We start from the raw sequence: 25272 nt of genomic DNA on the forward strand, positions 1-25272 counted from the left end.
GGAGACTTTTAATGCACTTAGTTCTTAAAGCTTATGTACCCATTGCAAATATGATAGTAAAAACATTTGGAAAAAACTGTGAAGTTGTATTACATGATTTGACACAACCTAAAAATTCAGTAGTTTATGCTGCAAATGGTGAAGTTACTGGTAGAAAAGTTGGTCAAAGTTTTGACCACCTAATAAAAATGGTTTTACTAAATAAAGATTTTAAAGATGATTATGTAGTTAACTACTTTTTTGAAACAGAAGATGGAAGAAAAATCAAATCTTCATCAGCTTTGATTCGTGATGAAAAAGACGAAGTTATAGGTATGTTATGCTTAAACTATGACTTAACTCTTTCTCATCTTCTACAAGAAGAACTACAAGATTTTTTAGGAGCATCAACAGGACAAGAAACAACAAACCCAGAGCAATATGTACTTGACCAAGATATAATAAGTATCCTTGATAATCTTATAGAAAAGATTTTTGAAAATACAAATATAGAAAAACTAACAAGAAAAGATAGCCTAGAAATCATCAAGTTTATGGATGAAAAAGGTATTTTTTTAGTAAAAGGCTCTATTGATAAAGTCGCAAAATATATGGGCGTTTCAAAAGTGACAATATACAGTTACTTAGATAGTATTAGAGGAAAAAGGTAGAGTAGTTTTTACTCACCTTTTACTTCAACTTTTGCTAATCTTTCATAATATTTAACTAAAGCCCCATGGTCTAAATGCTCTTCACCCTCAGCTTTCATAGCTTGCATAATCTCCATCACACTAGCAGTAAGATGAACAGGAGCTCCAATCTCATGGGCTGTATCAAGAGCATTTTGTAAATCTTTTATATGTAGATTGATTTTAAATCCTGGTTTAAACTCTCTATTCATAATTAAAGGAGCTTTTGCATCTAAAACAGTACTTCCTGCTAGTCCTCCTCTAATTGCTTCATAAACTAAATTTGGCTCAACTCCAGCTTTTGTAGCTAGTACCAATGCTTCACACATACCAGCAATATTTAGTGCAACGATAACTTGATTTGCTAACTTTGTAGTATTTCCAGCTCCAACTTTACCAGTATAAACAACTGAACCAGCCATAGAAAGCAAAATATCATAACACTTATCAAATACCTCTTTTTTACCACCAACCATAACAGAAAGTGTTCCTTCAATTGCTTTAGGCTCACCACCACTTACAGGAGCATCTAAAAACTCTACATCTTTTTTTGCTAACTCTTGTGCTATGTCTTGAGAAGCTAAAGGAGCAATAGAACTCATATCGATAACAATGCTTCTAGCTTTTATACCTTCTATCACACCATCTTTACCTAAAATCACCTCTTTTACTTGTGGAGAGTTTGGAAGCATAGTAATAATCACATCACAAGATTGAGCAACTTCTTTAGCACTACTTGCACCAAGCGCACCAGCAGATACCAACTCATCAACAGAAGATTTACTTCTATTTGTAACAACTAGCTCATACCCTGCTTTTAGTAGATTTTTCGCCATAGGTTTTCCCATGATTCCTAATCCTATAAATCCAATTTTCATATTTATTTCCTTAAGTGATTAAAGTTTTTTATAAATAGTATCATTTATTTAATTTAGAAACAACTACTAAGTAATTAAGGTTTTATCCTATACAAAACCTGTCCTACAAAAAAGGCAAGTAAAACACATAAAGACATAAGAGATGAGAAAAAACTCTTAGGTCTTTTTTGGTATTCTCTTTGAAACTTATGTAAATCCATCCACTTTTTTACAAGATAAAAAACAAAATCATCAGCAAAACTAAAATGCTTTAACAAAAAAATCACAGGAGCTAAAACAAACAAGTATCCCCTAAAAGTAAGCTCATCATAAATACAAGCCACCTCAACAGTTTCAAATTCATACTCTTCATCACTTAGATATTTTTTATTATTTAACACACTACAAATAGTCTCTCTTTTTTTTACCCTATCTAAATCAATATAAATTCTCTTTTTATAAAGCATCGAACCAATAAGTGAAATGATAAAGCAAAAAAGTAGCCAGATGGTAAACAGTGGTATAGTTATAATATAGGCTATTGTTTTGTATATAAGTGTCATATGTTATCTCTTACTTATTAAATTAAATTCTATCTTACTAATTAAAATGAAAAATAATCACTCTTTTCTAATTTTTTATTATATACTTTATCAATTTTATCACTTACATGATATGAAGGTATTTGAGTTTTATTATATTTTGTTCCAAGAACATTATCAATCCTAAGTGCTAAATTATAATATTTAAATAAATTGTTTAAAAACTCTTCTTTATTCATATTTTATTTACTTTCCTTTTAATCTATATCTTTTTTAATTTATTTAATATCTTCACCATAGCCAAAGTATCAAGTTTACAATACTCTAAAAGGAAAGTTCTCATCTTCTCTTTGCTTATCTCATCTAGCTTACTAAGATTTGCAAAGGCATTCATAGCTTGACTTCCATTTTGTACACCATCTAACTCTTTATAGGCTTTTTCAAACTCTGGAACTAATGCAGGTAGTACATACTTGATAGAGTAGCTTCCTTGCATACTTGGTGTTACATACCATTTCTTTTGAAAAGGTACCATAAGGTCTTGCATATTTTCATTTATGGCTAGTAAGTGAGTGCTAAGACTTGGGAAACTATTGCAAAGTCTTTTTATCACACCTTTTTCAAAACTCATATTATAAGCCAATACTGTAACATCACTTGGAATATCTTCACATAGCTTTTGTGCTAGTTCATATCTGCTATCTACACTATCTTGGCTCAAATACTCTTTATGGATTAGCGTTCCATCATCATATTCTATATGAAGTGAGTATTGAAAAGGGATTTGCTCGAAGGGTTTTATACCTTTGTATTGTGGTATGGCTTGTTGGTATGTTTCAAAGTCTAAGTGATAGATTGGGTATGTGAGGTTTTCTAAAAAGGCTTTGATATTTTCTTTGTCTATATAGCTTGCTTTTGATTTGTAGTTTTTTACTGCTTGAGCTTGGTTTGCGGTCATATCAAAATCTTCTGGAATATCTTCTATATCTATGATACCTTGATTGTATAACTCCACTTGCTTTTTACTTCCTAGATTGAAAATATTAAAAATAGAGTACTCAGGTATCTGTCTTTGTACTTTCCAACAATAGTTTTTAGCATCACACTCATAAGGTTTATTACAATGTTTTCCTATATCTATATCTGGCTCATTTACTTTATCTTCAAGATAAGTTTCAAACTCTTTTAATATGCTAGCGATATTTGACTGTAAACTTTGCACCTCACTTGTGACATCCACTATCTTAAAAAGCTTGTCTAACTCTAAAGACTCACCTCTTACATACTCATTGTTTATATGCACTACACTTGCACTTTTTATACTAAAGCCTAAGTTTTGTAAAACATAATACTGAATAGATACATCATGAAGATATATATCTTTTACTTCAGTAGAACTTTTAACCTCATAGATAGATACTCCATCACTTTCTACTTTTAAAATATCTACCATGATAAGTATGCCCTCATAGCTAAAAGTAGCTTCATAGATATTTGATACACCCTCTTTCATCCACTCTTTTGTAGTAGATATCATCTCATCGTAGTTTGTAGTGTATGATACTTCTTTTCCATCAGGGAAAAGCTTGCAAGCTAAGTCTCCTACTATATTTCCAGTTTCAAATATAGCTTGGGCTTGCTCATCTGGTGGTGTTAAAACACTTGGCTTGTATTTTTTAAGCCAAAGTGCTTTGGGGCATTGGATGCCTTTTGTGTAGAGGGATTTAGATAGGTTCATTGTCTTTTACCTTTAGTTTTTTATAATTTGTGTTATAATCATACTTTAAATTCCTACTGAACGACAGTTATCCAACTTTTCTAAAACATCAAAACTTTTTAAATCCATCTTAGAAAAAGCAAACCACTTTTTACCCAAGTCTTTTAAACTAGCTCCTATATGGTAAAGCTCTTTATCATCAATTATCATAAATCTATCATGTGAATTTTCAAACTTTTTTATCTCTATTTTTTTATATTGCAAATTGTATTTTTCTAAGTCTAGCTTTAATTGTTTTGAGATGCTTTTTGTATATATAATTACATTTATATTTTGATTTTTTGAAAGTAGAGTTAAGACACTATCATCAACATAATTATCTATAATTATTATTTTAATTTTAGCACTTCTTATTAAATCAGATACAAAAGTATGTGCATCAAACATCTGTCCATCGTAAAATATCCCTTGTTTTGGTTTGATAGATTTATCTTCTATTGCATTTAAAATTGTTTCAATTTTTTTATCAGTCTTAAACTGTTTATTTTCTAAAGAATTAAGTCTTTCAAATATAAGAGCATTAGTTGATATAAATTTACGCATATTTACAAAAGTTCTAATGATATTTATGTGAATTTCAACTGCTATTTTACTTGTTAGTATTGCTGCAACTGCTGATACACCTTGTTCTGTAAAGGCAAAAGGTTTTGCTCCACCAAGATGTTGTTTTGAAGGTATCACAGATTGTGATACCATAAATTCAATCTCATCATCGTTTAATTCAAACATGAAATCACTAGGAAATCTTTCTATATTTCTTTTGACTGCTTGTTTTAAAACTCTTGTTTCCACATCATACAATTCTGCCAAATCTCTATCTAAAATTACTTGCATATTCCTAATACTATAAATCTTGTTTCTAATATCCTCATTAATTATTAATTCATTCATATTGAAGTCCTAATTTGAAATAAATATATTTATCTTTTTCTTAATATTGGCAAAGCGTTATATTATAATAACATTAAAAAATATTTTTATTTAAAAACATTGCATTTTGTAATTATCTTTCTATCTATTCATAACAAATTAATCAAATATTTTTTTAATCTTTTTTCTTCTTCACTATCATTAGTTTTAAACCTCATAATAGCTATTTCACTTTTATTTAAAATAGAGTCTTTCACTCTATCTCTTTCTAATTGTTCAGGATTATTTTCATGATATTCATACCCATCAACTTCTATAGCTAATACAGTACTATTATTAATTTTATTATATATCACAAAATCAATATGAGAATTAGGATGAAAAACAAATTTTTGTTCTCTTTCAGTCAGTATACTTAAATCCCTAATTATTCTATTTAGTGGTATATGAATAACTCTAGTTAAGTGAGAGAACATCTCTTCACTTAATACTTTTTCGATAACAATATTCATTAAATTTTCTGATTTATGCTTGCTCAAACTTTTATATTTTGTTAAATATTTTTCTAAGTATGGGGAATAACTTTGATATAGTAAATCAAATATTGAATATATTTTACTTTCTTTTATCTCTAAGTTATTATATTTAATATAATTTACTAAATCTTTCATATTTTTATTTTTTTCTCTATCAGAAACAACAACAAAAAGCTTATCAACTGCTCTTGAAATTGCGACATTTAGAAGATTTTCATTATCAACAAAGTCATTTTCTTTATCTACAACAGTTGATAAAATCATTATATTTTTTTCTCTACCTTGATATTTATGAACTGTATCTATAACAATCTCTTCATCATTTTCAAATAAATCATTTAATTTAGAAACTTGTTTTCTAAAAGGTGATGCAATTCCTATATTTATTTTATCAATATTTGGTAATATCTCTTTTTCAATTACATCTATCTGACGTTGATTATATGTGCCTCTTGCATGATTTCCTTCTACAGTTTTATATAAAGCAAGAGGCATATCTTCATCATTTTGTTTTGTTAGAACTATTAACTCATTATTATAAAACTTCTTATTACAAAATTCTATAATTCTGGGATGACACCTATAATGCTCTCTTAACAATGTTTTAGGAATATCTTTATAAATTTTAGAAATAGAAGATAATAAACTTTCTTCATAATTATAAGGATTACCAACTTTGTAGTTATTATATATATTATTAACAATTTCTTTTGTTTCATCTTTTATTACATGAGGTAATTGCTTTAAATCTCCAACAACTACAACATTTTTTGCACAAGACAATGCTAATGAGCCAGCTACAATATCTACTTGCGAAGCTTCATCAATAATCAAATAATCATATAACTTCCCATTGGCTATACAGTATCTTAAGGAGTGTGTTGTACTTAAAACCACAGGATACTCTTCAATGAAATTATCAAACTTATCACTTTTCCATACAACATCATCATCAAAGCTATCTCTTTGGGTTTTAAAACCATATTTATTTGATAAGAAAGCTTTAAATAAAAACATTGATTTTTCACTAAATGATTTCATATTATTTTCAAAATCAAAGTCTTTTAAAGTATCTTCTAATTTTTTTATCTGTTTTAATATCTCTTTTTCTTTTTGTATATAAAAATACTTTTGTAAAAGTAAAATAATAGAATCTATAGAGTTCTTATATAATGAAGTTAAAAGAATTCGATATTTTATTAAAATTTTAAATTTAAATGAAAATGATATTTTCTTATTCAATTTTTGTCTTTTCTCAAAATCAGCCCACAATGACAAAATATCTTCTGTATCAAATCTATTAAATTTATGATAACTATCTATTTTATCTTCTCTTTTTTCATATAAATCTAAAAAATGGTTTTTTTCTACTTTAAGTTCCATTTGAAGCTGTTTTAATTTTGATAGTTCATTATTCTGTTCTAACATCACTTTTAAAGATTCTATTTCATCAACTATTGTTTCTGCAACATTATTTAAATCTATATCTTTTTTATCTTTTATAAACTCTGGATATTTTGTATTTTGATTTGAGAAAAATTCTTCTTTATTATCTTTATTCCCTAAAAAAGCAGAGATAAAAGACAAATCATATTTTTCTAATTTTTCAAATACATTTTTCGTAGCGGCATTATTATTCGATACTATTGCTATAGTTTTATTTCTCATAATAAGATTTGCAATAATATTAAGAATAGTTTGAGTTTTACCTGTTCCAGGAGGACCTTCTATCACACTAATTTGATTTAACAAAGCTTTTTGAACAGCTTTTTCTTGACTTAGATTAAAACCAAAAGGGAATATTATACTTTCTTTGTTTTCATTAGTATCTATTTCTGAAGCATTTAGATATTTAGATAAAACACTTTTTTCACTAATAAATGTCATCTTATCATAGCTATTAAATAAAAAATCATTCTCTTCATCAACACTTTTTGATAATTCTTTTAAATACTCTAAAATATTTTTTGAATTTTTATTTGTCAAACAATTTTTTTCAAAAGTTAAACGAGAAGATTTATAAATATTTTTTCTTCCATTTTGATAAAAAATCCTAAAATATAGTTTGAAACTTTGAATTTTAATTATATTTGAAAGGAGTTTTCCATCTAAATGCAATATATAATCAGATGGGTCTAATTCTTCTAACAATTCAAGTTGTAAAACTCTATCTTTCTTATATTTATAAACTGTATCATTATTTATAAATTTAATATTTGCATAATCACTTTGAAAATTTAATTGCTCTAAATCTTCTGTTTTATCTTTATTATCTATAAGTATTAAATATCTGTTTTTATCCATTACTTCTCAATATATCATTCATCAATTTTTTTACATACTCCTATTTAAATGTAACCTGCGCTTGCTCATCTGGTGGTATTAAAACACAGCTCTTTACTTTTTTAAGCCAAAGTGCTTTTTGGGGGGGACACTGGATGCCTTTTGTGTAGAGTGATTTAGATAGGTTCATTAGGCATATAATCTTGTTCAGTTATTAGTATAATTGGAAAATCTTCATCTTCTTCCCAAAAATCAAGATCATTAATTACTTTAAATATTTTTTTTGCAATATTTGGAAAATAGTATATTGCTGTAGAACTTCTTGTTCCACTCCCCGATTTGTAATAATATTGAAACTCATTCATATCTCTAATTGCAAAAAAACTGTTGTTTTGTAAAGATAATTTATACTCAAAGTTTCTATTTTTTGGAGGCATTGTAGCTATTTGCAAAATTTCATCTTTAGTAAAGGTAAAAGTTTCTTTTCCATGATATGCTGAGAACATTAATGTAATTTTTGGTTCTAAATCGATTATATCATCCATACTAATACTCCTATTTATAAACTTACATTTATTGCATCTGGATAAAATTGTTTTAATAAAGTTTCTTCATCTTCTTTAATTAATCTCACACATGTTAAATTTGTTTTTGTCCTTGAACATGCAACATAAAAAAGTTTTTGACTATCAATTTTTTTAGCTTCATTATTACTAGAATCAAATAAATTTGTAAAATCATATTCATTCCAAAAATATTCATCTAATACTACTATAACGTTATCAATACCTGAACCTTTTGTTTTGTGCATAGTTATATAATCAATCTCTTCATTCATATAATTGTAATAGTTAATTATTTCATTAAAAGTTACAGTAGGAGAAAATAGTCCTAAATAAAAGTTCTCTTTCTTTAATTCTTTTTCTAACTCTTTAAATTCTTCCTCTTCTATTTCTATGCCTGAATCTCGCATTTTCTTTAAAGTATTATGAGAACTATAGTTTGATTTAAAAGCCTGGTAATCTTCATTATTTAAATCAGATAAAAAAGCATCTTTTCTAGACATATATGAATCAAAAGATTCTGATTTTTTTATTAAATTATTATTAAAAGCATAATTTAATGCATCAATTGCACTTCCATCAAACCCTAATAAATGTTCAATATCATCTTTTAATTTTTGTTTATCTTCAATTGTTCTAATTGGATAACCAACTTTTTTGAGTTCACTTAATATATAATTGTAATTTCCATTTTTATAAGATTGGCAAAGTTCTATTAAATCCATAAACTGTAACCTTATTAATACTTCCTCAATATACTCTTTAGGTTCTTGATATCTTTCTGCAAAAGTATCATAAAGCTTTGAAAATCCTGCTTCTACAGAAATGGACTTATTTGTTAACATTAATAGTTTAGAATTTGCCTGAGTAGAATTAGCTAAATTTATTAATGTATTTATTTTTCCTATATATTCATTCTTATCTTCTGGACTTGAAAATGCATTTGGTTTACTTTCAACTATTGAGTAATAAAAATTTACAGTACCTTGCCTTTCATCTAAACTTTTTTCACTATGTTTTAATGCAACCTCTTGCCTTAAACCATCATTTCTAATTTTATTAATAAAATCTATAACTTGAACAGAACATCTATAATTATCTTCTTTAGGTATTTCGTTTAATAAACCAATAGAGATGTACTTTTGAACATCACCTATTCCATCACTATAAATTGACTGCATTGAATCACCAAATAAACCAATAACAGTTTTTTCAGTTTCAGGCAGACATTCTAAAAAGACTTTTATAATTTTCTCATTAGCATCTTGATATTCATCAATAAAGACATAATCAAATCTATCTTGAAGGATTTTACCAATTTTAGGAAATGTTCTAAAAAGTTGATATGAGATTTCTAATAATCCATCATGTCCAAAAGTTAAATCATTATAACTATCAAAGCGTGTTTCATTATACTTGATATTATTATAGTTCATTTCTTTAATTTGACTTTTTATTATTTCATTTAACTCATCTATTCTCGTGTTTAAATCAAAATTATATGATATTGGGTCTTTATCATATTCTCTTTTTCCGATCGCTTTTCCTATACTTTCAGATTGAATAGTAAATAGCTTTTTTGCATATTTTTCATATATTTTTTTATATTTTTCATGTTCTTTCTTTTTCTGTACTTTTTCGTCCCCTTCATAAAACTCTATTTCTTTTCGTTCTATTTTTTTAACTTTAAAAAGTTCAGAAATACATTGAGATATATTCTTCTTATAATCTTTTATAATTGAATTTAAGAAAGAATGAATTGTACTAATTGTGTATTGTTCCCCAACTCTTGATTTTATCTCATCAACTGCTAAGTTTGTATGTGTAATACAAGCAACTTTTTTATCTGGATAATTTTCAGTAATATATTCTAAAACCTCTTTCAATGTTTCAGTTTTACCACTACCTGCACCACCTTGAAGAACAAAAGATTTATTTTCTTCAATAGATTGTTTTATCTTATCAAGAGGCGTCATTTTGAATCCATTCTAAAGCATTTTTTATATATAAAGGCATTTTCCATTCAATATTTTTTGATAAAGCCAAATACAATAATGAAAATGCAAAATCTGATTTCTTCTTTAATATTCTCTCTGTTAAATCATATATTTCTGTAGTCTCTACCAATTCACTTTTATTTTGTAAACCCCTTAAATTATCTTTTTGAGTAATTAACTCAGTCAAATTAACTTTTATAAAAGCATCTTCAAAACTTCTTGCATGATAACTATCTTCACTTATTTGATAAAAGACTTTTATTTTACTTGTATCAGTAATTGACAAAGCATTATTTTTTAAATTATTAAACCATTGAGGGAAATCAACAGAATTTATATCTGGTGCGTTAAAATATTTTTTAATTGTTGCATTGCTAGTGTGAGTTGCTCCATCAACTTTATGTGCTGGATAAGTAGTTCCTGAAGAATTAGTTGTCTTTAACGTTGTATCTATATCTGTTATGATTAAAGTCTGAATATCAAAGAACCTTACTAACTTATCAAAGGCTTCAGCATTAGCACCAACCTCTAAAATTGAAATATTTTGAGAAGAAATTGGTACATAATTTGGATTAATTATTTTCTCTTCGTCAAATTTATTAATATAATAGGGAAGTAACATTTTTTCCGTTGTTCCCTCTATAAATATAATTTTATTTGCAAAAAACAATTCTGAAGCTTGTAAAGTTAAATACTGTTCTATGAATTGAAATTCTTCCTCTTCTGTTGCATATAATTCTTTTAATTCAGTATGAAAATTTTTAATCTTAATATTTTGATTATCTTCATTTAATAAATATCTTATATCTTTAAAATCACACTTAGAAACTATTTGAGCTGAGTGTGTTGTTATTAGTGTTTGTAAATTATCGATTTCTTTAAAAACTTTTTTTATTTTATCAATAAATTTATATTGCATTTGTGGGTGTGTATGTGCTTCAGGTTCTTCTATAAACAATAAATTTATATCTTTTTGTTCTTCAATAAAATTTTCTTTTTTCATTTCTATATCTAAAAGAAGATACAATATGTTCATATAACCTAGACCATTTAAATGTTCTGGTAAATGATTTGAAGTATCACCATATACTACTTTTGATGAATTAGAAATAATTTCATTTGATTCTAAGTCTGATACAACTTTTAAAGTGTCTAAATTTAAGAAATCTTTCCCTGATGCAAGAAAGTTTCTAAATTCAGTGTTATATTCGTCATTTAACGTTTCATCCATTTCAATCATTTTTGTATTAATATCAGAAAAATTTGGATCACTAATATTTTTTTGATTAAAATATTTTGTAGTCATAATTGATAATATTTTTTTACCTTTATTATCATCTGAACTTGATACATTTCTTTTTGCATGTATAATCTGAAAATTAATTAATTTTCTAATTTGACCTATATCTTTTTTAATTAATTTATATCTATTTTCTTCTAATAAATCCTCTTCATCTTCAAATGAATAAATAGAAGTTTTTAAATAGTTATGTAGATTTTTCTTTAAATATCTAATCTTTTTATCAGGTTCAGTAAGTGGTTCTAAAAGAGGGAGTAACTTGTCTTTTTTTATCGTAACTTCAAATAGTATTTTTACACTATTATTGTCTGGATCTAAATCTAAAATGAACTCTGATAAATGTTCTAAATTATCTATTTGATTATAGCTTACCTCTAAAATCATTTGTATAGTTAAATCTAAAATATTAGTATCTTCATTTATAGTATTAATTTGTTCTCTTAAACATAAACTAAAATCATCATATTGAAAGGAATCATTATTATAAAACTTTTCAAACAATACTAATAAAGATGTCTTACCACTATTATTTCTACCTATCAATAAGGATAATTCATCTTTCATTTCTAATACAGAATCTTTTAACAATCTAAAATTTTTTATTTTAATTTTTTCTATTTTCAAATTTATTCCTTCTAATTTAAATCCAAACCACTCGTCCCATCACCCTTAGGCTCAACCTTTATCTGCAATGGAATTCGCTCTTTTAGTGCTTCCACGTGGGAAATCACACCTACCATTTTTCCTGAACTTTGTAGTTGATTTAGTGCATTTAGTGCCAGCTCTAGGCTATCGCTATCTAGTGTTCCAAACCCTTCATCTAGGAAAAGTGAGTCTATACTTATCTTTTGGCTTGCTAGACTTGATAGTCCTAAGGCTAAAGATAGACTTACTATGAAGCTTTCTCCCCCTGAGAGTGTGTTTACACCTCTTACCGCGTCACCTTGGAAGCCGTCTATTATCTCTATATCTAAGAGTTTGTTTGATTGGGTGTTTCTTTGGAGTTCATATCTTGGGCTTAGTATTTCTAAGTGTTTATTTGCTAGATAGATTAATTGGTCTAGGGTTATACCTTGGGCAAATTTAGCGAACTTGTCCCCTTGGCTTGAGCCTATCATATCATTTAGTTTTACCCATACTTGAAAGGCTTGTTTTTTCTTTTCAAGTTGTTTGATTTTGTCCTCTGATTTTTTTATATTTTGGGTATTTATCTCTAACTCTTTTGAGATACTTCCTATGGATTCTTGTAGTTGGTCTATTGTACTTTGTAGGTTTTGTAACTCTTTGTTTATATCATCTTTGTTTTGATTTGTTGGGTTTATCTCTTTTTCTAAGAGTTTGTGTTCCTTTAGTTTTTTGTTTGTGTCTGTTTTTAGAGTTTGTATTTGAGTGTATTTCTCTTCTATGGTTTTGCATAGCTTTGTTAAGGTTTCAAACTCTTCTTTTGGTAGGTTTGCTTTTTCAAACTCCTCTTGTGAACTAAAGCCATACTCTACTAAAGCTTTTTCAAACTTCTCTTTTATGAGTACTAGGGTTTGTTTGTCATCTTCTTGTTTTTGGTTTAGTTGGATTATCTGTTTTGAGAGAGATTCATCTTTTGATTTTAGGCTTGAAAGATGGTTTTGCAAATTGTTAAAGTGTTTTGAAACAGTATCTAAACTCTCTTGGATATTTTTCTCAAAAAGGTCTAAATCTTCTATATCTAAGATATTTTTGCTTTGGGTTTGAAGCTTTGTTATCTCTTCTTTTAGTTTTGTTTGTTCCTCTTTTAGCTCTTTTATTGTGTTTATGCTTGTATTTATCTGCTGTTGTTTTTGCAGCTCTTTATTTAAAGATGTTTGTAGAGACTCTTTTTTTGTTTGTAAAGACTCTTTTTGCTCTCTTAAAGTTACATACTCTTTTAGCTCATTTTCGCAAAATTGCATTTGCTCTTGTAGTGTGGTTTTTGAGTCTTCTTGTAGTTTGAAATCATTTGTTTTAAAGTACTCTTCTATTTGCTCTTTTGTAGTTTGTTGTTTTTGTAGTTCTAGGTTTGAGCTTTCAAGTTTTGAGCTAAGTTTTGCTAGGTTTATTTGAGCGTTGTTTAGTTCGCTGTTTTGCTCTTGTAGATAGTTTTCTTGCTCTTTTATTTTGGCTAGTGTTTGACTTATCTCTGTATCTATATTTAAAGAGTGGTTTATATATGGATGCTCTTTTGACCCACATAAAAAGCACTCTTGCCCATCTTTTAGTTTGGCTCTATCTTGCTCGTAGTTTTTGATAAGAAGTTCTTTTTCTCTTGTTTGTTTTAGTGAAGTTAGAGTTTCGTTTATTTGGCTTATTAGTTTTGTTTTTTCTTGGTTTAGTTTTGTTTGTGATTCTATTTGAGCGTTGTACTCTTTTATCTTGTTTTGTTCTTGTGTGATTTGTTCTTGTAGTATCTCATAATCACTTAGGGCTTTTAGAAGTGCTTCTATCTCTTTTAGTTTGGCTCTTGTGTTTTGCTCTTTTTGGTTTATATCTTTTGTTTTTGTTTCTAGTGCTTTATATTCTTCTATTAGCGTTTCTAACTGCTCTTTTTTTGTGTCTAGATTTGATGAGAAGTTTTTGTATAAATTGTCTATTTGTGATTCGTCATTTAAAAGTGTTTCAAAAGCTATCTCAAAATGTTTTGCCAACTCTTGTAAGTGTTGTGATATTTTTTTACTTTTTTCTACATATAAAGAGTTTTTACCATCGCTTTGTGTTTTTATTGTTCTTAGCTCTTTTAGTTTTTTATAGTTTTCATTGTATGTTGTTTGCTCTTTTTCAAGGCTTTGTTTAGAAAGTTTAAACTCTTGCTCTTTTGTTTGAATTTGTTCTTTTAACTCTTTGTCTTCTTTTTGCAAAGATTCTAAGCTTTGTTTATCATTTGTGATTGTGTTTATTAGTTGATTTTTCTCTTGGTTTAAAGCTTGTATTCTTATGGCTTTATTTGCAAGTTCTAGCTTTGTAAACTGCTCTTTGTTGTTTTCTTTTTCTTTGCTTATTTGCTCAAACTCTTGATTGTACTTTTGGCTATCTGCTTCTAGTTTAGCTAGGGTTTCTAGATAGTTTGATAGTTTTTTTAGTTCTGTTTCTTTTTTATCTAATTCTTGCTTTTCTTTTTTGTTTGTTTCTAGTTGTTTTGTTTTCTCTTCCGCTATTTCTGGTTCTAGTAATTCTATACTTCCTAGTGCTATTTCATCTGCTTCTATCTCTTTTTTCTTTGACGAGTATGTTTCATAGATACTTTGTGAGATTTGTTTGTAGATATATGTTCCAGTAATCTTTTCTAGTAGGTTTGAACGCTCGTTTTCTTTGGCTTTTAAAAAGGCATCAAAACTTCCTTGGGCTAACATCATAGATTGAACAAACCTATCAAAATCAAGCCCTGAGATTTCCTCTACAACCTTTGGTACTTTTGAAAGGTATGATTCTAGTATTTTATTTGTGTCTAGTTCTACTATCTCCATCTTTGCAGATTGGAAATTTCCATTTGGATTTTTTCTTGCTCTTTTTTGCGCCCAAGAACTTCTATAAACTTTGCCTTTGATTTCAAACTCTACTTCACATAAACACTCCCCTGTGTGTCTACTCATCAGGTCATTTGGGTTTGTTAGTCTGGCTGTTCTTCCATATAAGGCGCAAGTGATTACATCTAAAATTGTACTTTTCCCTGCTCCTGTTGGTCCAGTTATGGCAAAAAGAGATTCATCTTTTAGAAACTCTTGAAAGTCTATTTCAAACTCACCTTTTAGGGAGTTTATATTTAGTAATTTTACTTTTAGTATCTTCATTAGATTTGCTCTCTTTCATGAAGATTTGAAACTACTTCATTGAAAATTTGTGATAACTGCTCTTTAAACTCACTATTTTCTATCTCTTCTAAGTCTAATCTTTTTTCAAAAACCTCTTGCACACTTAGTTCATCTAGGCTTATAGCTTTTAACTCTTTTGCTCTTAATTGCTTTTCGCTTTTTTCTATTTTAACTGCTAGGATTGTTAGCTCTAGTTTTGAAGCTAGTTCTCTTATCTCAGTGTTTGCAAACATTGGGTTGTCATCTTTTATATGAACTTCTATCCATGTTGTCTTATCTTCGATAGCTTTTAACTCTTTTTTGATAGTTTCCAAATCGCCTTTGATAACTTGTAGTTTTTTTGTAAGTGGTACTTCTAACTCTTCTACTTTTACATTTTCATCTGCACTATTATTTATAGTTACTAGATTTACTTTTTGAGTATTTTTAGACTCACTAAAACTAAGTGGTATTGGAGAACCTGAGTATCTTACATGTTCATTTCCAACCGTTTGATTTATGTGTAAATGTCCTAAAGCCACATAGTCAAACATGCTAGCTAAATAATCCCCACCAATATCAAGTGTTCCACCTATGTAGATATCTCTTTCACTCTCACTACTTCTACTACCAACTGTAGTCAAGTGTCCCATAGCTATGATTGGAACATTTGAGTCTAACTCTTTTGCTTTTTTGTAGGTTTTTTCATAGTAAGTTTTAATACCATCATTTGCTAGTTTTTCTTTGTCGCTTACAGTTTCCCCACCAAGTGATTGTCTTATAACACTATCTCTTAAAAATGGAACTGCACAAACTATTGCTTTAGTAGTATCAGCTTCTTTTATAGGTATGATTATATTTTCATCTTCATCGCCATTTACTACTACATGTACATTTAGTGCTTCAAGTAGTTGCTTTGGTGCTTTTAGTGTAGAAACTGAGTCATGGTTTCCTGCTGTGATGATTGTAGTTTTTAAACTCTTTTTTGAAGATAACTGTTTTAAAAAGTTGTAGTAGAGTTCAAGTGCATAATTTGGTGGTGTTCCTGTATCAAAAATATCTCCTGATACTAGTAAAAGTTCTATTTGTTTTTGCTCAATTGTTTCTAAAAGCCAAGATAAAAAAGCTTTGTGCTCTTCTATTCTGCTTTTGCCCATAAAGTTTTGACCTAGATGCCAGTCTGATGTATGTAAAATCTTTATACTATTCATACTAAGATTATAATTAAAATTTGTTTTACATTATGTCAAAATATAAGTTTTTATTATTTATTTATCTATTCTGTAACTTTTTGAATTATATTTTTATATTTATAAGTTTCAATTAAGTAAGATTATAGAGTATGGTTTTCTTATTTTTCATAATTTTAGTTGGACTAATACTACTTAACAAGATTAAATTAAAAATATTTTATTATAAATATTATCTAACTACAAATAAACTATATGTTTAATAAACAATAATTTATTATTTATTGTATTAGTATTACATATATTAATTATTTATTTGACTATTTGGGGATAAGATAATTTTGATTTGAAGTTATACAATTTTTTAGATGGCGACCCCAGCAAGATTTGAACTTGCGTCATCAGGAGGAAATCCTGAGGTCCTTGGCCACTAGACGACAGGGTCATAAAGAGTGAAATTATATTTTAGATTTAATTTTAGTTTGCTTAAATCCCAAAGAATTTATCTAATTTTTCTAAGTTTTTTCTTCTTAAGTAGATAAATAGATGAAGAAGTAGTTTCACTAAATCCTTTTTTTGTTTCGACAACTATATCAGCACTATTTAAAGCAAACTTTTCATCAAAACTTTTTGTAGTTATATTTGCAGAAGTAGAATAGATATTTCTAAATTTTCTCACAAAATCATAAAATTCATCATCTCTTGGTATAACTCTAAATGAGTGTGTATTTGGATAAATAAAAGTAGTTCTTTTTGCTTTTCTTATTAGTTTTCTATACTTTTTAGGTACTCTAGTAAACTGTTTTAGAGTGCTAAAACTATCTACTACTTGCAGTATCTTTTGTGTGGGTGGTCTTTTTTTTAATTTTGATAGCTTCTCATCATCTGTTGATGAGAAGCCAACTGTCGTATCAGTTTGTACTAAATATACAAGTTTTGAATCCATTAGTTATTTAAAAAGTCTTGAATAGACTTAACTGATACTCCATTTTTTTGTTTTAGTGATTTCATTGCTTCAACACAAGCCAACGCACCAGCTGCTGTCGTTACATATGGTATATTATTTTTAAGAACTGTTCTTCTTATGTTTTTACCATCTTCTTTTGAAGACTCTTTTCCATCACTTGTATTTAATGCAAGTGCAATTTCTCCATTTGTTATAGAGTCAGTAATATTTGGTCTTCCTTCAGAAATTTTAAGTACTTTTTCACACTCTATTCCTGCTTGTGTAATAGCTTTGTGTGTTCCACCTGTTGCTACTATTGTAAAGCCTTCATTTACAAGACCTTGAGCAATTCTAGGAGCAAACTCTTTATCTAAATCACATAAAGAGATAAATACTTTTCCACTTGTTGGTAAGTCATTTTTTGCTGCACTTTGAGCTTTTGCATAAGATTCACCAAAGTTTTCAGAAATTCCCATAACTTCACCAGTAGATTTCATCTCTGGAGTTAAAATCATATCCGAACCACTTAATTTAGTAAATGGGAAAACTGCTTCTTTAACTGCAACATGGTCTTTTAAGATTGGTTTTAATACTCCATTATCTTCATATACAATATTTTTATCATATACATCCAATGCTTGTCTTAAACTCTCTCCCCACATAACTCTAGTTGCAACTTTTGCCAATGGCATACCTGTTGCTTTACTTACAAAAGGTACAGTTCTAGAAGCTCTTGGATTTACTTCAATTAAGTAAATTTGTCCTTTGTGAATTGCATATTGAGTATTCATAAGACCAACAACACCAAGCTCTAAAGCCATCTTTTTTGTTTTATCTTCAATCTCAATAATTAACTCATCACTAATTGATACAGGAGGCAATGAACAACCTGAATCTCCTGAGTGAACACCCGCTTCTTCAATATGTTGCATGATTCCACCAATATATACTTCTTTACCATCGCAAATACAATCAACATCAAGTTCAATTGCTCTATCTAAGAACTTATCAATTAATACTGGTGCATCATTTGATACAGAAACAGCTTCATCCATATATTGCTTTAACTCTTCAGTTGAATATACAATTCTCATGCCTCTACCACCAAGTACAAATGATGGTCTTACAAGTACAGGATAACCAATATTTTCAGCAATTTCTATTGCTTGTTCTACTTCTACGGCTGTTCCATTTTCTGGTTGTAATAGTTCTGCTTTTTTTACAAATGTAGAGAATTTTTCTCTATCTTCTGCTAAGTCGATAGTAGCAGCAGTTGTTCCTATTATTTTACCACCAAAATCATGAATAGCATTTGCAAGCTTTAATGGAGTTTGTCCACCAAAGTGAACAATAATACCATCTGGTTTTTCTTCATCAATTACACTTCTTACATGTTCAAAATCAATTGGTTCAAAGTATAAAATATCAGACGTGTCATAATCAGTAGATACAGTTTCAGGGTTGCAGTTATACATTATTGTTTTAACACCCATCTCATTTAATGCAAAAGATGCATGTACACAACAATAATCAAACTCAATACCTTGTCCAATTCTATTTGGACCTCCACCAATAATTAGAACTTTCTTTTCATCACTTTGTTCTTTTTTTATCTCTGGTAGTTTGTGCACATTTGTTGAAGAATAAAGATAAGGAGTAAGTGCTTTAAATTCAGCAGCACAAGTATCTACTTCATTATATTCAAAGTTTATATTCATAACTTGTCTTGCTTTATATACTTCATCTTCTGTTTTAGAAATAAGTTTTGCAATCATAGCATCTGAGAAACCATTTGCTTTTACATTTCTCATAGCTTCTTCATCTGAAAGTATTGTTTCATCAATACTTTTCTCAATTTCTATAATCTGTCTAAATTTTGTTAAGTACCATGGGTCAATTGAGCAAAGTTCAAATATCTCTTCATTTGTTAAACCGTGTCTCATTCCATCCATTAAGTATCTTAATCTATCAGCATTTGGTCTTCTTATCTCTGCTTTAATCTTTTCTAAGTCATCACAAATAGGGTCAAAACCTGTCAATCCTGTTTCCATAGAACAAAGTGCTTTTTGGATTGATTCATTAAATGTTCTACCAATAGCCATTACTTCACCAACCGATTTCATTCCAGTTGTCAATGTTGAATCAGCTTTAGGGAATTTTTCAAAAGTAAATCTTGGGATTTTAGTAACAACATAATCAATAACTGGCTCAAATGATGCAGCAGTTCCTGTAATATCATTTGTAATTTCATCAAGAGTAAAACCAACAGCAAGTAAAGTAGCAACTTTTGCAATTGGATAACCAGTAGCTTTTGATGCAAGTGCAGAACTTCTTGAAACTCTTGGATTCATCTCAATTACAATCATTCTTCCAGTTTCTGGATTGATAGCAAACTGTACATTTGAACCACCTGTATCAACTCCAATCTCTCTAAGAATTGCAAAAGATGCATTTCTCATATCTTGATACTCTTTATCTGTTAAAGTAAGTGCTGGAGCAATAGTAGTTGAGTCACCTGTATGAACTCCCATAGGGTCTAAGTTTTCAATAGAACATACAATAATGCAGTTATCTTTTCTATCTCTAATAACTTCCATTTCATACTCTTTCCAACCAAGCATTGATTCCATAATTTCAATTTCATTGATTGGAGAAGCTTCAATCCCTGCTGCTGCAAGAGATTTGAACTCTTCCATATTATAAGCAACACCTGAACCACCACCAGCAAGTGTAAATGAAGCTCTACTAATTACAGGAAACCCTATCTCTTTAGCAACTTCAATAGCTTCTTCAAGAGTATATGCATTTTTACTTTTTGGTAAATCCATACCAATTTTAATCATTGCTTCATTAAATAGGTGTCTATCTTCACCTTTTTTAATAGCTTCTGGGTTTGCACCTAAAAATTTTACACCTTCTAGCATACCTTTATCATACATAGAAGTAGCAACATTTAGTGCTGTTTGTCCACCCATTGTTGGTAAAATTGCATCGATATTCTCTTTTTCAATAATCTTAGCAACAACCTCTTCTGTAATAGGCTCAATATATGTTTTATCTGCAAACTCAGGATCAGTCATAATTGTAGCTGGATTTGAGTTAATAAGTACAACTCTATAACCTAGCTCTTTTAATGTCTTAGTAGCCTGAGTTCCAGAATAGTCAAACTCGCAAGCTTGACCAATAACAATTGGACCTGAACCGATAAGTAAAATAGATTTAATATCTTCTCTTTTTGGCATAAATAGTTCCCCATTAGTGTAGTTAAAAATCTGGAAAGTATATCTAAGAAGTGCTTAGAAACTGGTTATACTATAATTGTACAGAATTAATTTAGGACAAAGCCTAAATTAATTTTTTGGAAGATTAAATTTTTTAGTGTTTAACACACCCTCTTCATCAAAAGATAAATAGTATAAAATATCTTTTTTTACAGGAAGTCCTGTTAGGTGTCTAATAGCTAGATTTGCTTGAAGTGAAGCAATATGCATTACAATAGGACAAGCAATACCATTTGGCTTTCTGTCGTTTATTTGAAATACTGCTTCATAAGATGCTTCTTTGAAAAAACAAACTTGACCATGAAACTCTTCAACTGTTCCATAAATCCATGGTTGTTCATGTTTCATACAATACTCATTTATAGCTGCTCTTGTTGGTAAGTTGTCTGTTGCATCAATGATTAAATCAAACTCTAATTCTCTTTTTGCAAACTCATCAAAACCTTCAACATAAGCAGTTGCTTTTGTATAAGGACATCTTGATTCTAAAAGTTCTTTTAGAACTTCAGCTTTATACTTTCCATCATCCCCTACTTTAAAACCAATTTGTCTATGTATATTATGAACACCAACCTCATCAAAATCAACAAGCGCAAACTCACCAATCCCTGAAGCACCAAGTGCAATACCTAAAGAACATCCAAGTCCACCACTACCAATAATAGCTACTTTTTTATCTTGTAAACTATCTTGTGTTTGTTCACCCCAAAGTTTTATTTGTCTATTAAAAAACTCATGAATCTCACTCATATCTAATCCTTACTAAATAAGTCAAGTTTATTTTTGTTATTTACATATGTAATAATAGCACATTAAAATTAAATTTGCATGATATAAATCAATAATAAACTTGACTATTATACTAAAGTTTAATAAAAACAATAATTTTAGTTATCATCTTTCTGTTTTGTAGTAAAAATTAGTTTTGCTTCATCAAGTAATTTTTGAGCTTCTTCTAACTCTTTTATTCCTGATTTGTAAACTTCAATAGAGTTTTGAAGTGTTATATCTTGACTATTTAGTTTTTCTAAAAGCTCTTTTGCTTTTAAGATTTTTTCTTCAAATGCTAATTTTTCTTCTTGTTTCTCTTCACTCATATTTTTTCCTCTAATATATCTTTTACATAATTTTCAAATTTATGAACTTCCACTAAAAATGAATCATGTCCTGACTCACTCTCTATCATCTTATAAGTAACTTGTTCTTCTTTTCCAATTTTACACATAATATCATATATCTCTTCCATCTCTTCAGGGAAAAATAACATATCATCAGAAAATGATATAAGATGTAATTTACACTTTATCTTAGAAAAAGAGTCTTCTAATTTATCTTTATTTCTTCCTGCATCAAAAATATTCATTGTTTTACAAATATAAAGATATGATAAAGGGTCAAATATTTTTGGAAAGCTATAAGAGTTATATTCTAAATATCTTTCAACTTCAAATCGCCCAAATAGTTCATAAAGACCATCAGTATGGGCATAATTTCGTGAAAATTTTTTGTTAAAAAGTGTTGGACTTAAATAGCCTATTAAACCTGCCATTCTTCCTATTGCAAGTCCTGGTAAACCATTTGCAAGTAAGTCATCCTTATCATAATGTCCATTATTAAAGGCTGGGTCATGTCTTACTGCTTCCATTGCAATTTTATTAAAAGCAATAGCCCAAGGTCTAGTATAAGCAGTAGTTGCCATAGGAATAACAATATCAGCAAATCTTGGATGCTCAATAGCATAACAAAGTGCTTGCATTCCACCCATTGAACCACCTATTACTGCTCTTACATGATGTATACCTAAAGAATCAAAAAGATTTCTTTGTGCTTTAACAATATCAGATATTGTAAGAACTGGAAATTTAAATCTATATGGTTCATTACTTGGATAGTTTGGACTCATTGGGTTGGTTGAACCAAAACAAGAACCAATATTATTTGTACAAATTACAAAGTATTTTGTAGTATCTATAGCTTTACCATCGCCAATAAATTTATCCCACCAACCAGGTTTAGCTTCATCTGCATATCTTCCTGCTGCATGGTGACTTCCAGCTAATGCATGGCATATTACTATTACATTTGATTTATCTTCATTTAGAGTTCCATATGTTTCATAAATTATCTCATAAGGTTCTAAAATCCTACCACTTTCTAAGTATAAAGGGTTGGTAAATCTTGCTGTTTTTGTCTCTATTTTCAAAATTTATCCCACAATTTTTAGTATATTTTATTATTATTTTTATTATAAACTTGGCAATTGTATCTAAATCTATCATAAAAGAGACTTTTACTTAAGACTGCAACTCTTCAAAGGTTATTTTCATAAGGTCTTGCCACTGTTTATTTGGAGTCCAAATATCAAACATAGATAAATTAATCTGTTCAAAAGGTGTCTTTAAAAAATATTTATGAAATACGTACATAAATGCTGTTACTCTATAATTTTTAGAACAATGTATCCAAACTTTTTCATTTATAAAACCATTTAAGATGTTTAAAAAAATCTTCAAGTTTTCTATTTCTGGATTTTGAAAATCTACAGGAATATGTATATATGTAAGTCCTAAATCACTTACAATTTTATCTTCATTATCCAAAGCTAAAGAGGAGTCACACAAGGCAAGATTAATCACTACTTTAAAATCATCTTTTGCAATCATTTTAAGTTCATCCACTGTTGGTTGACCTGATGTTGAAATATTTTCATTTATCTTGATGTAATTTAAAATAGTCTGCATTTTACTTCCTTGTATTTGTTAATTGATTATATCACAAGAAATTTGATTTTTATGAACTATTTTCATCCTATAGCACTTATTTTAACAAAATTTATGTTTCTAGTTTAATGTTTACTAGTTTTATCATTTTTATTTAGTTATACTTTCAAAAAAGTTAAAAGGAATTAATTTGACAGCAAAAATCAAAGAGTTAAAAGACTTATTAGAAGATGATGCACTTTTAGAGCTAGATGAAACTATCAAAGAAGTATCTCAAAATATCAAAAATGATGATGATAAAGAAGAGCTTCAATATTTAAAAGACTTAAAAAAATATTTCGAAGAGGTTTTAAGAGTAATTGCAAAAGATGAACTAACAGAAGAACAAGCAGTGGAAATTCTTGCTGTTTTAGAAGAGATGCAATTACAAGATGAGGAAATCTAATTTATGAGTTTTGATATTACAAAAGTTTCAAATGCAATTTTATATATGTTAGAAAATGAAGTACAGTTTGTCAATCAAAAAAAGGTTAGTACTCTACTTTTTCTAATAGATTATGAAAATTTACAAAAAAATGGTCAAAAAATATTCGGTGATGAGTATATAAAAGACAAAAGAACTCCATCTGCTAAAATCATGCAAGAGATTTTTTCAATAATTGAAAATGATGAAGATTTAGATGAAGAAGATGAAAGACTATTTTTAATAAGAGAACTTCTTGAATACATAGATATAGAAATAATTACAAAAAAGAGTCACACAGAACTACAATTTATAAAAGTTGATGAAGAATTCGACAGCTCTTTATTTGAAAAAAATGAGTTAAAAACTATTAAAGAAGTTATAAATAAATATAAAGCAACAACTCCAAGAAATGTAGCAAATGATACATTTAAAATCCAACTTGTTAGAGATACTAACTTAGGTGAGTTAATCATATAAAAAGAGTGTTATTCACTCTTTTTATTACCATTTTTGATTTGGTGATTTATAGTTTTTTATCAATTCTAACATTTCATGTTTATCATCAGTTTTAATTAACATATTTACATACTCTTCTTTTAAAAAACCTTGTTTTACCATATTATCCATCATTTCAAATAAACTATCATAAAATCCATTTGTATTAAAAAATACACAAGGCTTTGTATGAAATCCAAGCTGAGCCCATGTCCAAACTTCAAATATCTCTTCTAAAGTACCTGCACCACCAGCAAAAGCTATAAAAGCATCAGCATTTGCAGCCATTTCAGCTTTTCTTTCATGCATATCTTTTACTATTTTTAATTTTGTAATTCCCGTGTGAGCAAGCTCTTTTTCTTGTAGTTTTTCTGGAATAACACCATAAACTTTTCCACCATTTTCCATAACGCTATTGGCAATTGCACCCATTAGTCCAACTTTACCACCACCATAAACTAACTCAATGTTATTTTTTGCAAAAAACTCTCCAAGTGCTTTTATATCTTCTAAATATTTTTTATTATTTCCTTCACTTGAACCACAAAAAACAGCTATTCTCATGATAATTTTCCTTTTGTTTGTAAGTAAGGCATAAATTATAGTCAAATTAACTTAACAGCAAATCAACTTCTAATATTTGCATCTTTTCTAAGTAAAAAAAGTAGGAGTTTTCTTAAAACTTTTATAATATTATAAATATAAGGTGTTAATTTTTCATTTTTAAAAATAGATATTTTTCTTTTTGAATATTTTTCTAAAAAGAGTAAAGCTTGACTTCCTTGCATTACTCTTTTTTCATCTATTAAGATTATAAAGCCATCATTTATATCAAAACCATCTTTATAAAACTTATCAATTTGCATTTTATGTTCTCTAGCATTTAAAACTACTAAACTGCAACTATTTTTCAACTTTAAATAGTTTGCATAATTGGAACAAAAAGGACAATCTTTATCATAATATAGTTTGATACTATGCATT

At 28.4% G+C, this 25272-nt stretch carries 22 protein-coding genes and 1 tRNA gene; 3 read left to right on the plus strand and 20 right to left on the minus strand.

Translation table 11 applies throughout. The features are described 5' to 3' along the window. Window positions 1–11: 11 nt before the first annotated feature. Window positions 12–650 carry a helix-turn-helix transcriptional regulator gene (locus CP960_RS01295; protein ID WP_101183428.1) on the plus strand — a complete coding sequence of 213 codons (639 nt, stop codon included), beginning with the start codon at window positions 12–14 and terminating at the stop codon, window positions 648–650. 8 nt (window positions 651–658) lie between these two features. Here CP960_RS01295 and garR read toward each other — a convergent pair whose 3' ends face one another. The 18 genes from garR to CP960_RS01380 all read right to left on the minus strand — a co-directional run bounded on the left by garR (window position 659) and on the right by CP960_RS01380 (window position 23348). Further along, entirely contained in the window at window positions 659–1546 is an 888-nt protein-coding gene (gene garR / locus CP960_RS01300) for a 2-hydroxy-3-oxopropionate reductase (RefSeq protein ID WP_101183429.1), read from the minus strand. Window positions 1547–1620: 74 nt separating this feature from the next. Beyond that, window positions 1621–2088 carry a hypothetical protein gene (locus CP960_RS01305; RefSeq protein WP_133121125.1) on the minus strand — a complete coding sequence of 156 codons (468 nt, stop codon included), beginning with the start codon at window positions 2086–2088 and terminating at the stop codon, window positions 1621–1623. A 41-nt stretch (window positions 2089–2129) separates the two neighbouring features. Further along, window positions 2130–2306, minus strand: coding sequence for a hypothetical protein (locus CP960_RS13700; protein ID WP_162919074.1), 177 nt, complete (start codon window positions 2304–2306; stop codon window positions 2130–2132). A 23-nt stretch (window positions 2307–2329) separates the two neighbouring features. Continuing rightward, window positions 2330–3805: a DUF2779 domain-containing protein gene (locus CP960_RS01310; protein ID WP_101183431.1), complete on the minus strand. Its 1476-nt coding sequence runs from the start codon at window positions 3803–3805 to the stop codon at window positions 2330–2332. Between the two features lie 45 nt (window positions 3806–3850). Then, entirely contained in the window at window positions 3851–4735 is an 885-nt protein-coding gene (locus CP960_RS01315; protein WP_101183432.1) for an ORF6N domain-containing protein, read from the minus strand. Window positions 4736–4863: 128 nt separating this feature from the next. Beyond that, window positions 4864–7554 (minus strand): AAA domain-containing protein, encoded by a 2691-nt coding sequence (locus tag CP960_RS01320; protein ID WP_101183433.1) that lies wholly within the window; start codon window positions 7552–7554, stop codon window positions 4864–4866. A 155-nt stretch (window positions 7555–7709) separates the two neighbouring features. After that, entirely contained in the window at window positions 7710–8078 is a 369-nt protein-coding gene (locus CP960_RS01325) for a hypothetical protein (protein ID WP_101183434.1), read from the minus strand. A 14-nt stretch (window positions 8079–8092) separates the two neighbouring features. Beyond that, window positions 8093–10072 (minus strand): UvrD-helicase domain-containing protein, encoded by a 1980-nt coding sequence (locus CP960_RS01330; RefSeq protein WP_101183435.1) that lies wholly within the window; start codon window positions 10070–10072, stop codon window positions 8093–8095. Beyond that, on the minus strand, window positions 10059–12017 hold the full coding sequence (locus CP960_RS01335; protein ID WP_101183436.1) for an ATP-dependent nuclease: 1959 nt from the start codon (window positions 12015–12017) through the stop codon (window positions 10059–10061). Before CP960_RS01335 ends, CP960_RS01330 begins: the two co-directional genes overlap by 14 nt. Window positions 12018–12028: 11 nt before the next feature. Next, entirely contained in the window at window positions 12029–15190 is a 3162-nt protein-coding gene (locus CP960_RS01340; RefSeq protein ID WP_101183437.1) for an SbcC/MukB-like Walker B domain-containing protein, read from the minus strand. Beyond that, window positions 15190–16401, minus strand: coding sequence for an exonuclease SbcCD subunit D C-terminal domain-containing protein (locus CP960_RS01345; RefSeq protein ID WP_228151980.1), 1212 nt, complete (start codon window positions 16399–16401; stop codon window positions 15190–15192). Before CP960_RS01345 ends, CP960_RS01340 begins: the two co-directional genes overlap by 1 nt. A gap of 348 nt (window positions 16402–16749) precedes the next feature. Beyond that, window positions 16750–16825: transfer RNA gene (locus tag CP960_RS01350), tRNA-Glu, on the minus strand. Between the two features lie 57 nt (window positions 16826–16882). Beyond that, the gene (locus tag CP960_RS01355) at window positions 16883–17326 is read right to left on the minus strand and encodes a Sua5 YciO YrdC YwlC family protein (protein ID WP_101183438.1); all 444 of its coding nucleotides are present in this window, start codon (window positions 17324–17326) and stop codon (window positions 16883–16885) included. Continuing rightward, the gene (gene carB / locus CP960_RS01360; protein ID WP_101183439.1) at window positions 17326–20568 is read right to left on the minus strand and encodes a carbamoyl-phosphate synthase large subunit; all 3243 of its coding nucleotides are present in this window, start codon (window positions 20566–20568) and stop codon (window positions 17326–17328) included. The genes CP960_RS01355 and carB overlap by 1 nt, the downstream gene beginning before the upstream one ends. Before the next feature lie 108 nt (window positions 20569–20676). Next, the gene (locus CP960_RS01365; protein WP_191321656.1) at window positions 20677–21357 is read right to left on the minus strand and encodes a HesA/MoeB/ThiF family protein; all 681 of its coding nucleotides are present in this window, start codon (window positions 21355–21357) and stop codon (window positions 20677–20679) included. A 137-nt stretch (window positions 21358–21494) separates the two neighbouring features. Next, the gene (gene xseB, locus CP960_RS01370) at window positions 21495–21704 is read right to left on the minus strand and encodes an exodeoxyribonuclease VII small subunit (RefSeq protein WP_101183440.1); all 210 of its coding nucleotides are present in this window, start codon (window positions 21702–21704) and stop codon (window positions 21495–21497) included. Further along, window positions 21701–22810, minus strand: a complete 1110-nt coding sequence (gene metX / locus CP960_RS01375; protein WP_101183441.1) for a homoserine O-acetyltransferase MetX — start codon at window positions 22808–22810, stop codon at window positions 21701–21703. Before metX ends, xseB begins: the two co-directional genes overlap by 4 nt. 91 nt (window positions 22811–22901) lie before the next feature. Then, complete coding sequence (locus CP960_RS01380; RefSeq protein WP_101183442.1) at window positions 22902–23348, minus strand: protein tyrosine phosphatase family protein; 447 nt, start codon at window positions 23346–23348, stop codon at window positions 22902–22904. Between the two features lie 169 nt (window positions 23349–23517). Between CP960_RS01380 and CP960_RS01385 the strand changes: the two genes are divergently transcribed. Both CP960_RS01385 and CP960_RS01390 read left to right on the plus strand, forming a co-directional pair. Next, complete coding sequence (locus tag CP960_RS01385) at window positions 23518–23772, plus strand: hypothetical protein (protein ID WP_101183443.1); 255 nt, start codon at window positions 23518–23520, stop codon at window positions 23770–23772. A gap of 3 nt (window positions 23773–23775) precedes the next feature. Continuing rightward, window positions 23776–24270, plus strand: a complete 495-nt coding sequence (locus CP960_RS01390; RefSeq protein ID WP_101183444.1) for a type II toxin-antitoxin system antitoxin SocA domain-containing protein — start codon at window positions 23776–23778, stop codon at window positions 24268–24270. 24 nt (window positions 24271–24294) lie between these two features. Here the strand turns inward: CP960_RS01390 and CP960_RS01395 are convergent, their stop codons facing one another. Further along, the gene (locus tag CP960_RS01395) at window positions 24295–24852 is read right to left on the minus strand and encodes an LOG family protein (protein WP_101183445.1); all 558 of its coding nucleotides are present in this window, start codon (window positions 24850–24852) and stop codon (window positions 24295–24297) included. Window positions 24853–24914: 62 nt separating this feature from the next. Beyond that, on the minus strand, window positions 24915–25271 hold the full coding sequence (locus tag CP960_RS01400) for a thiol-disulfide oxidoreductase DCC family protein (RefSeq protein ID WP_101183446.1): 357 nt from the start codon (window positions 25269–25271) through the stop codon (window positions 24915–24917). Between the last annotated feature and the right edge of the window lies 1 nt (window position 25272).

The sequence above is a fragment of the Malaciobacter halophilus genome (assembly GCF_002837275.1).
GTDB classification, from domain to species: domain Bacteria; phylum Campylobacterota; class Campylobacteria; order Campylobacterales; family Arcobacteraceae; genus Malaciobacter; species Malaciobacter halophilus.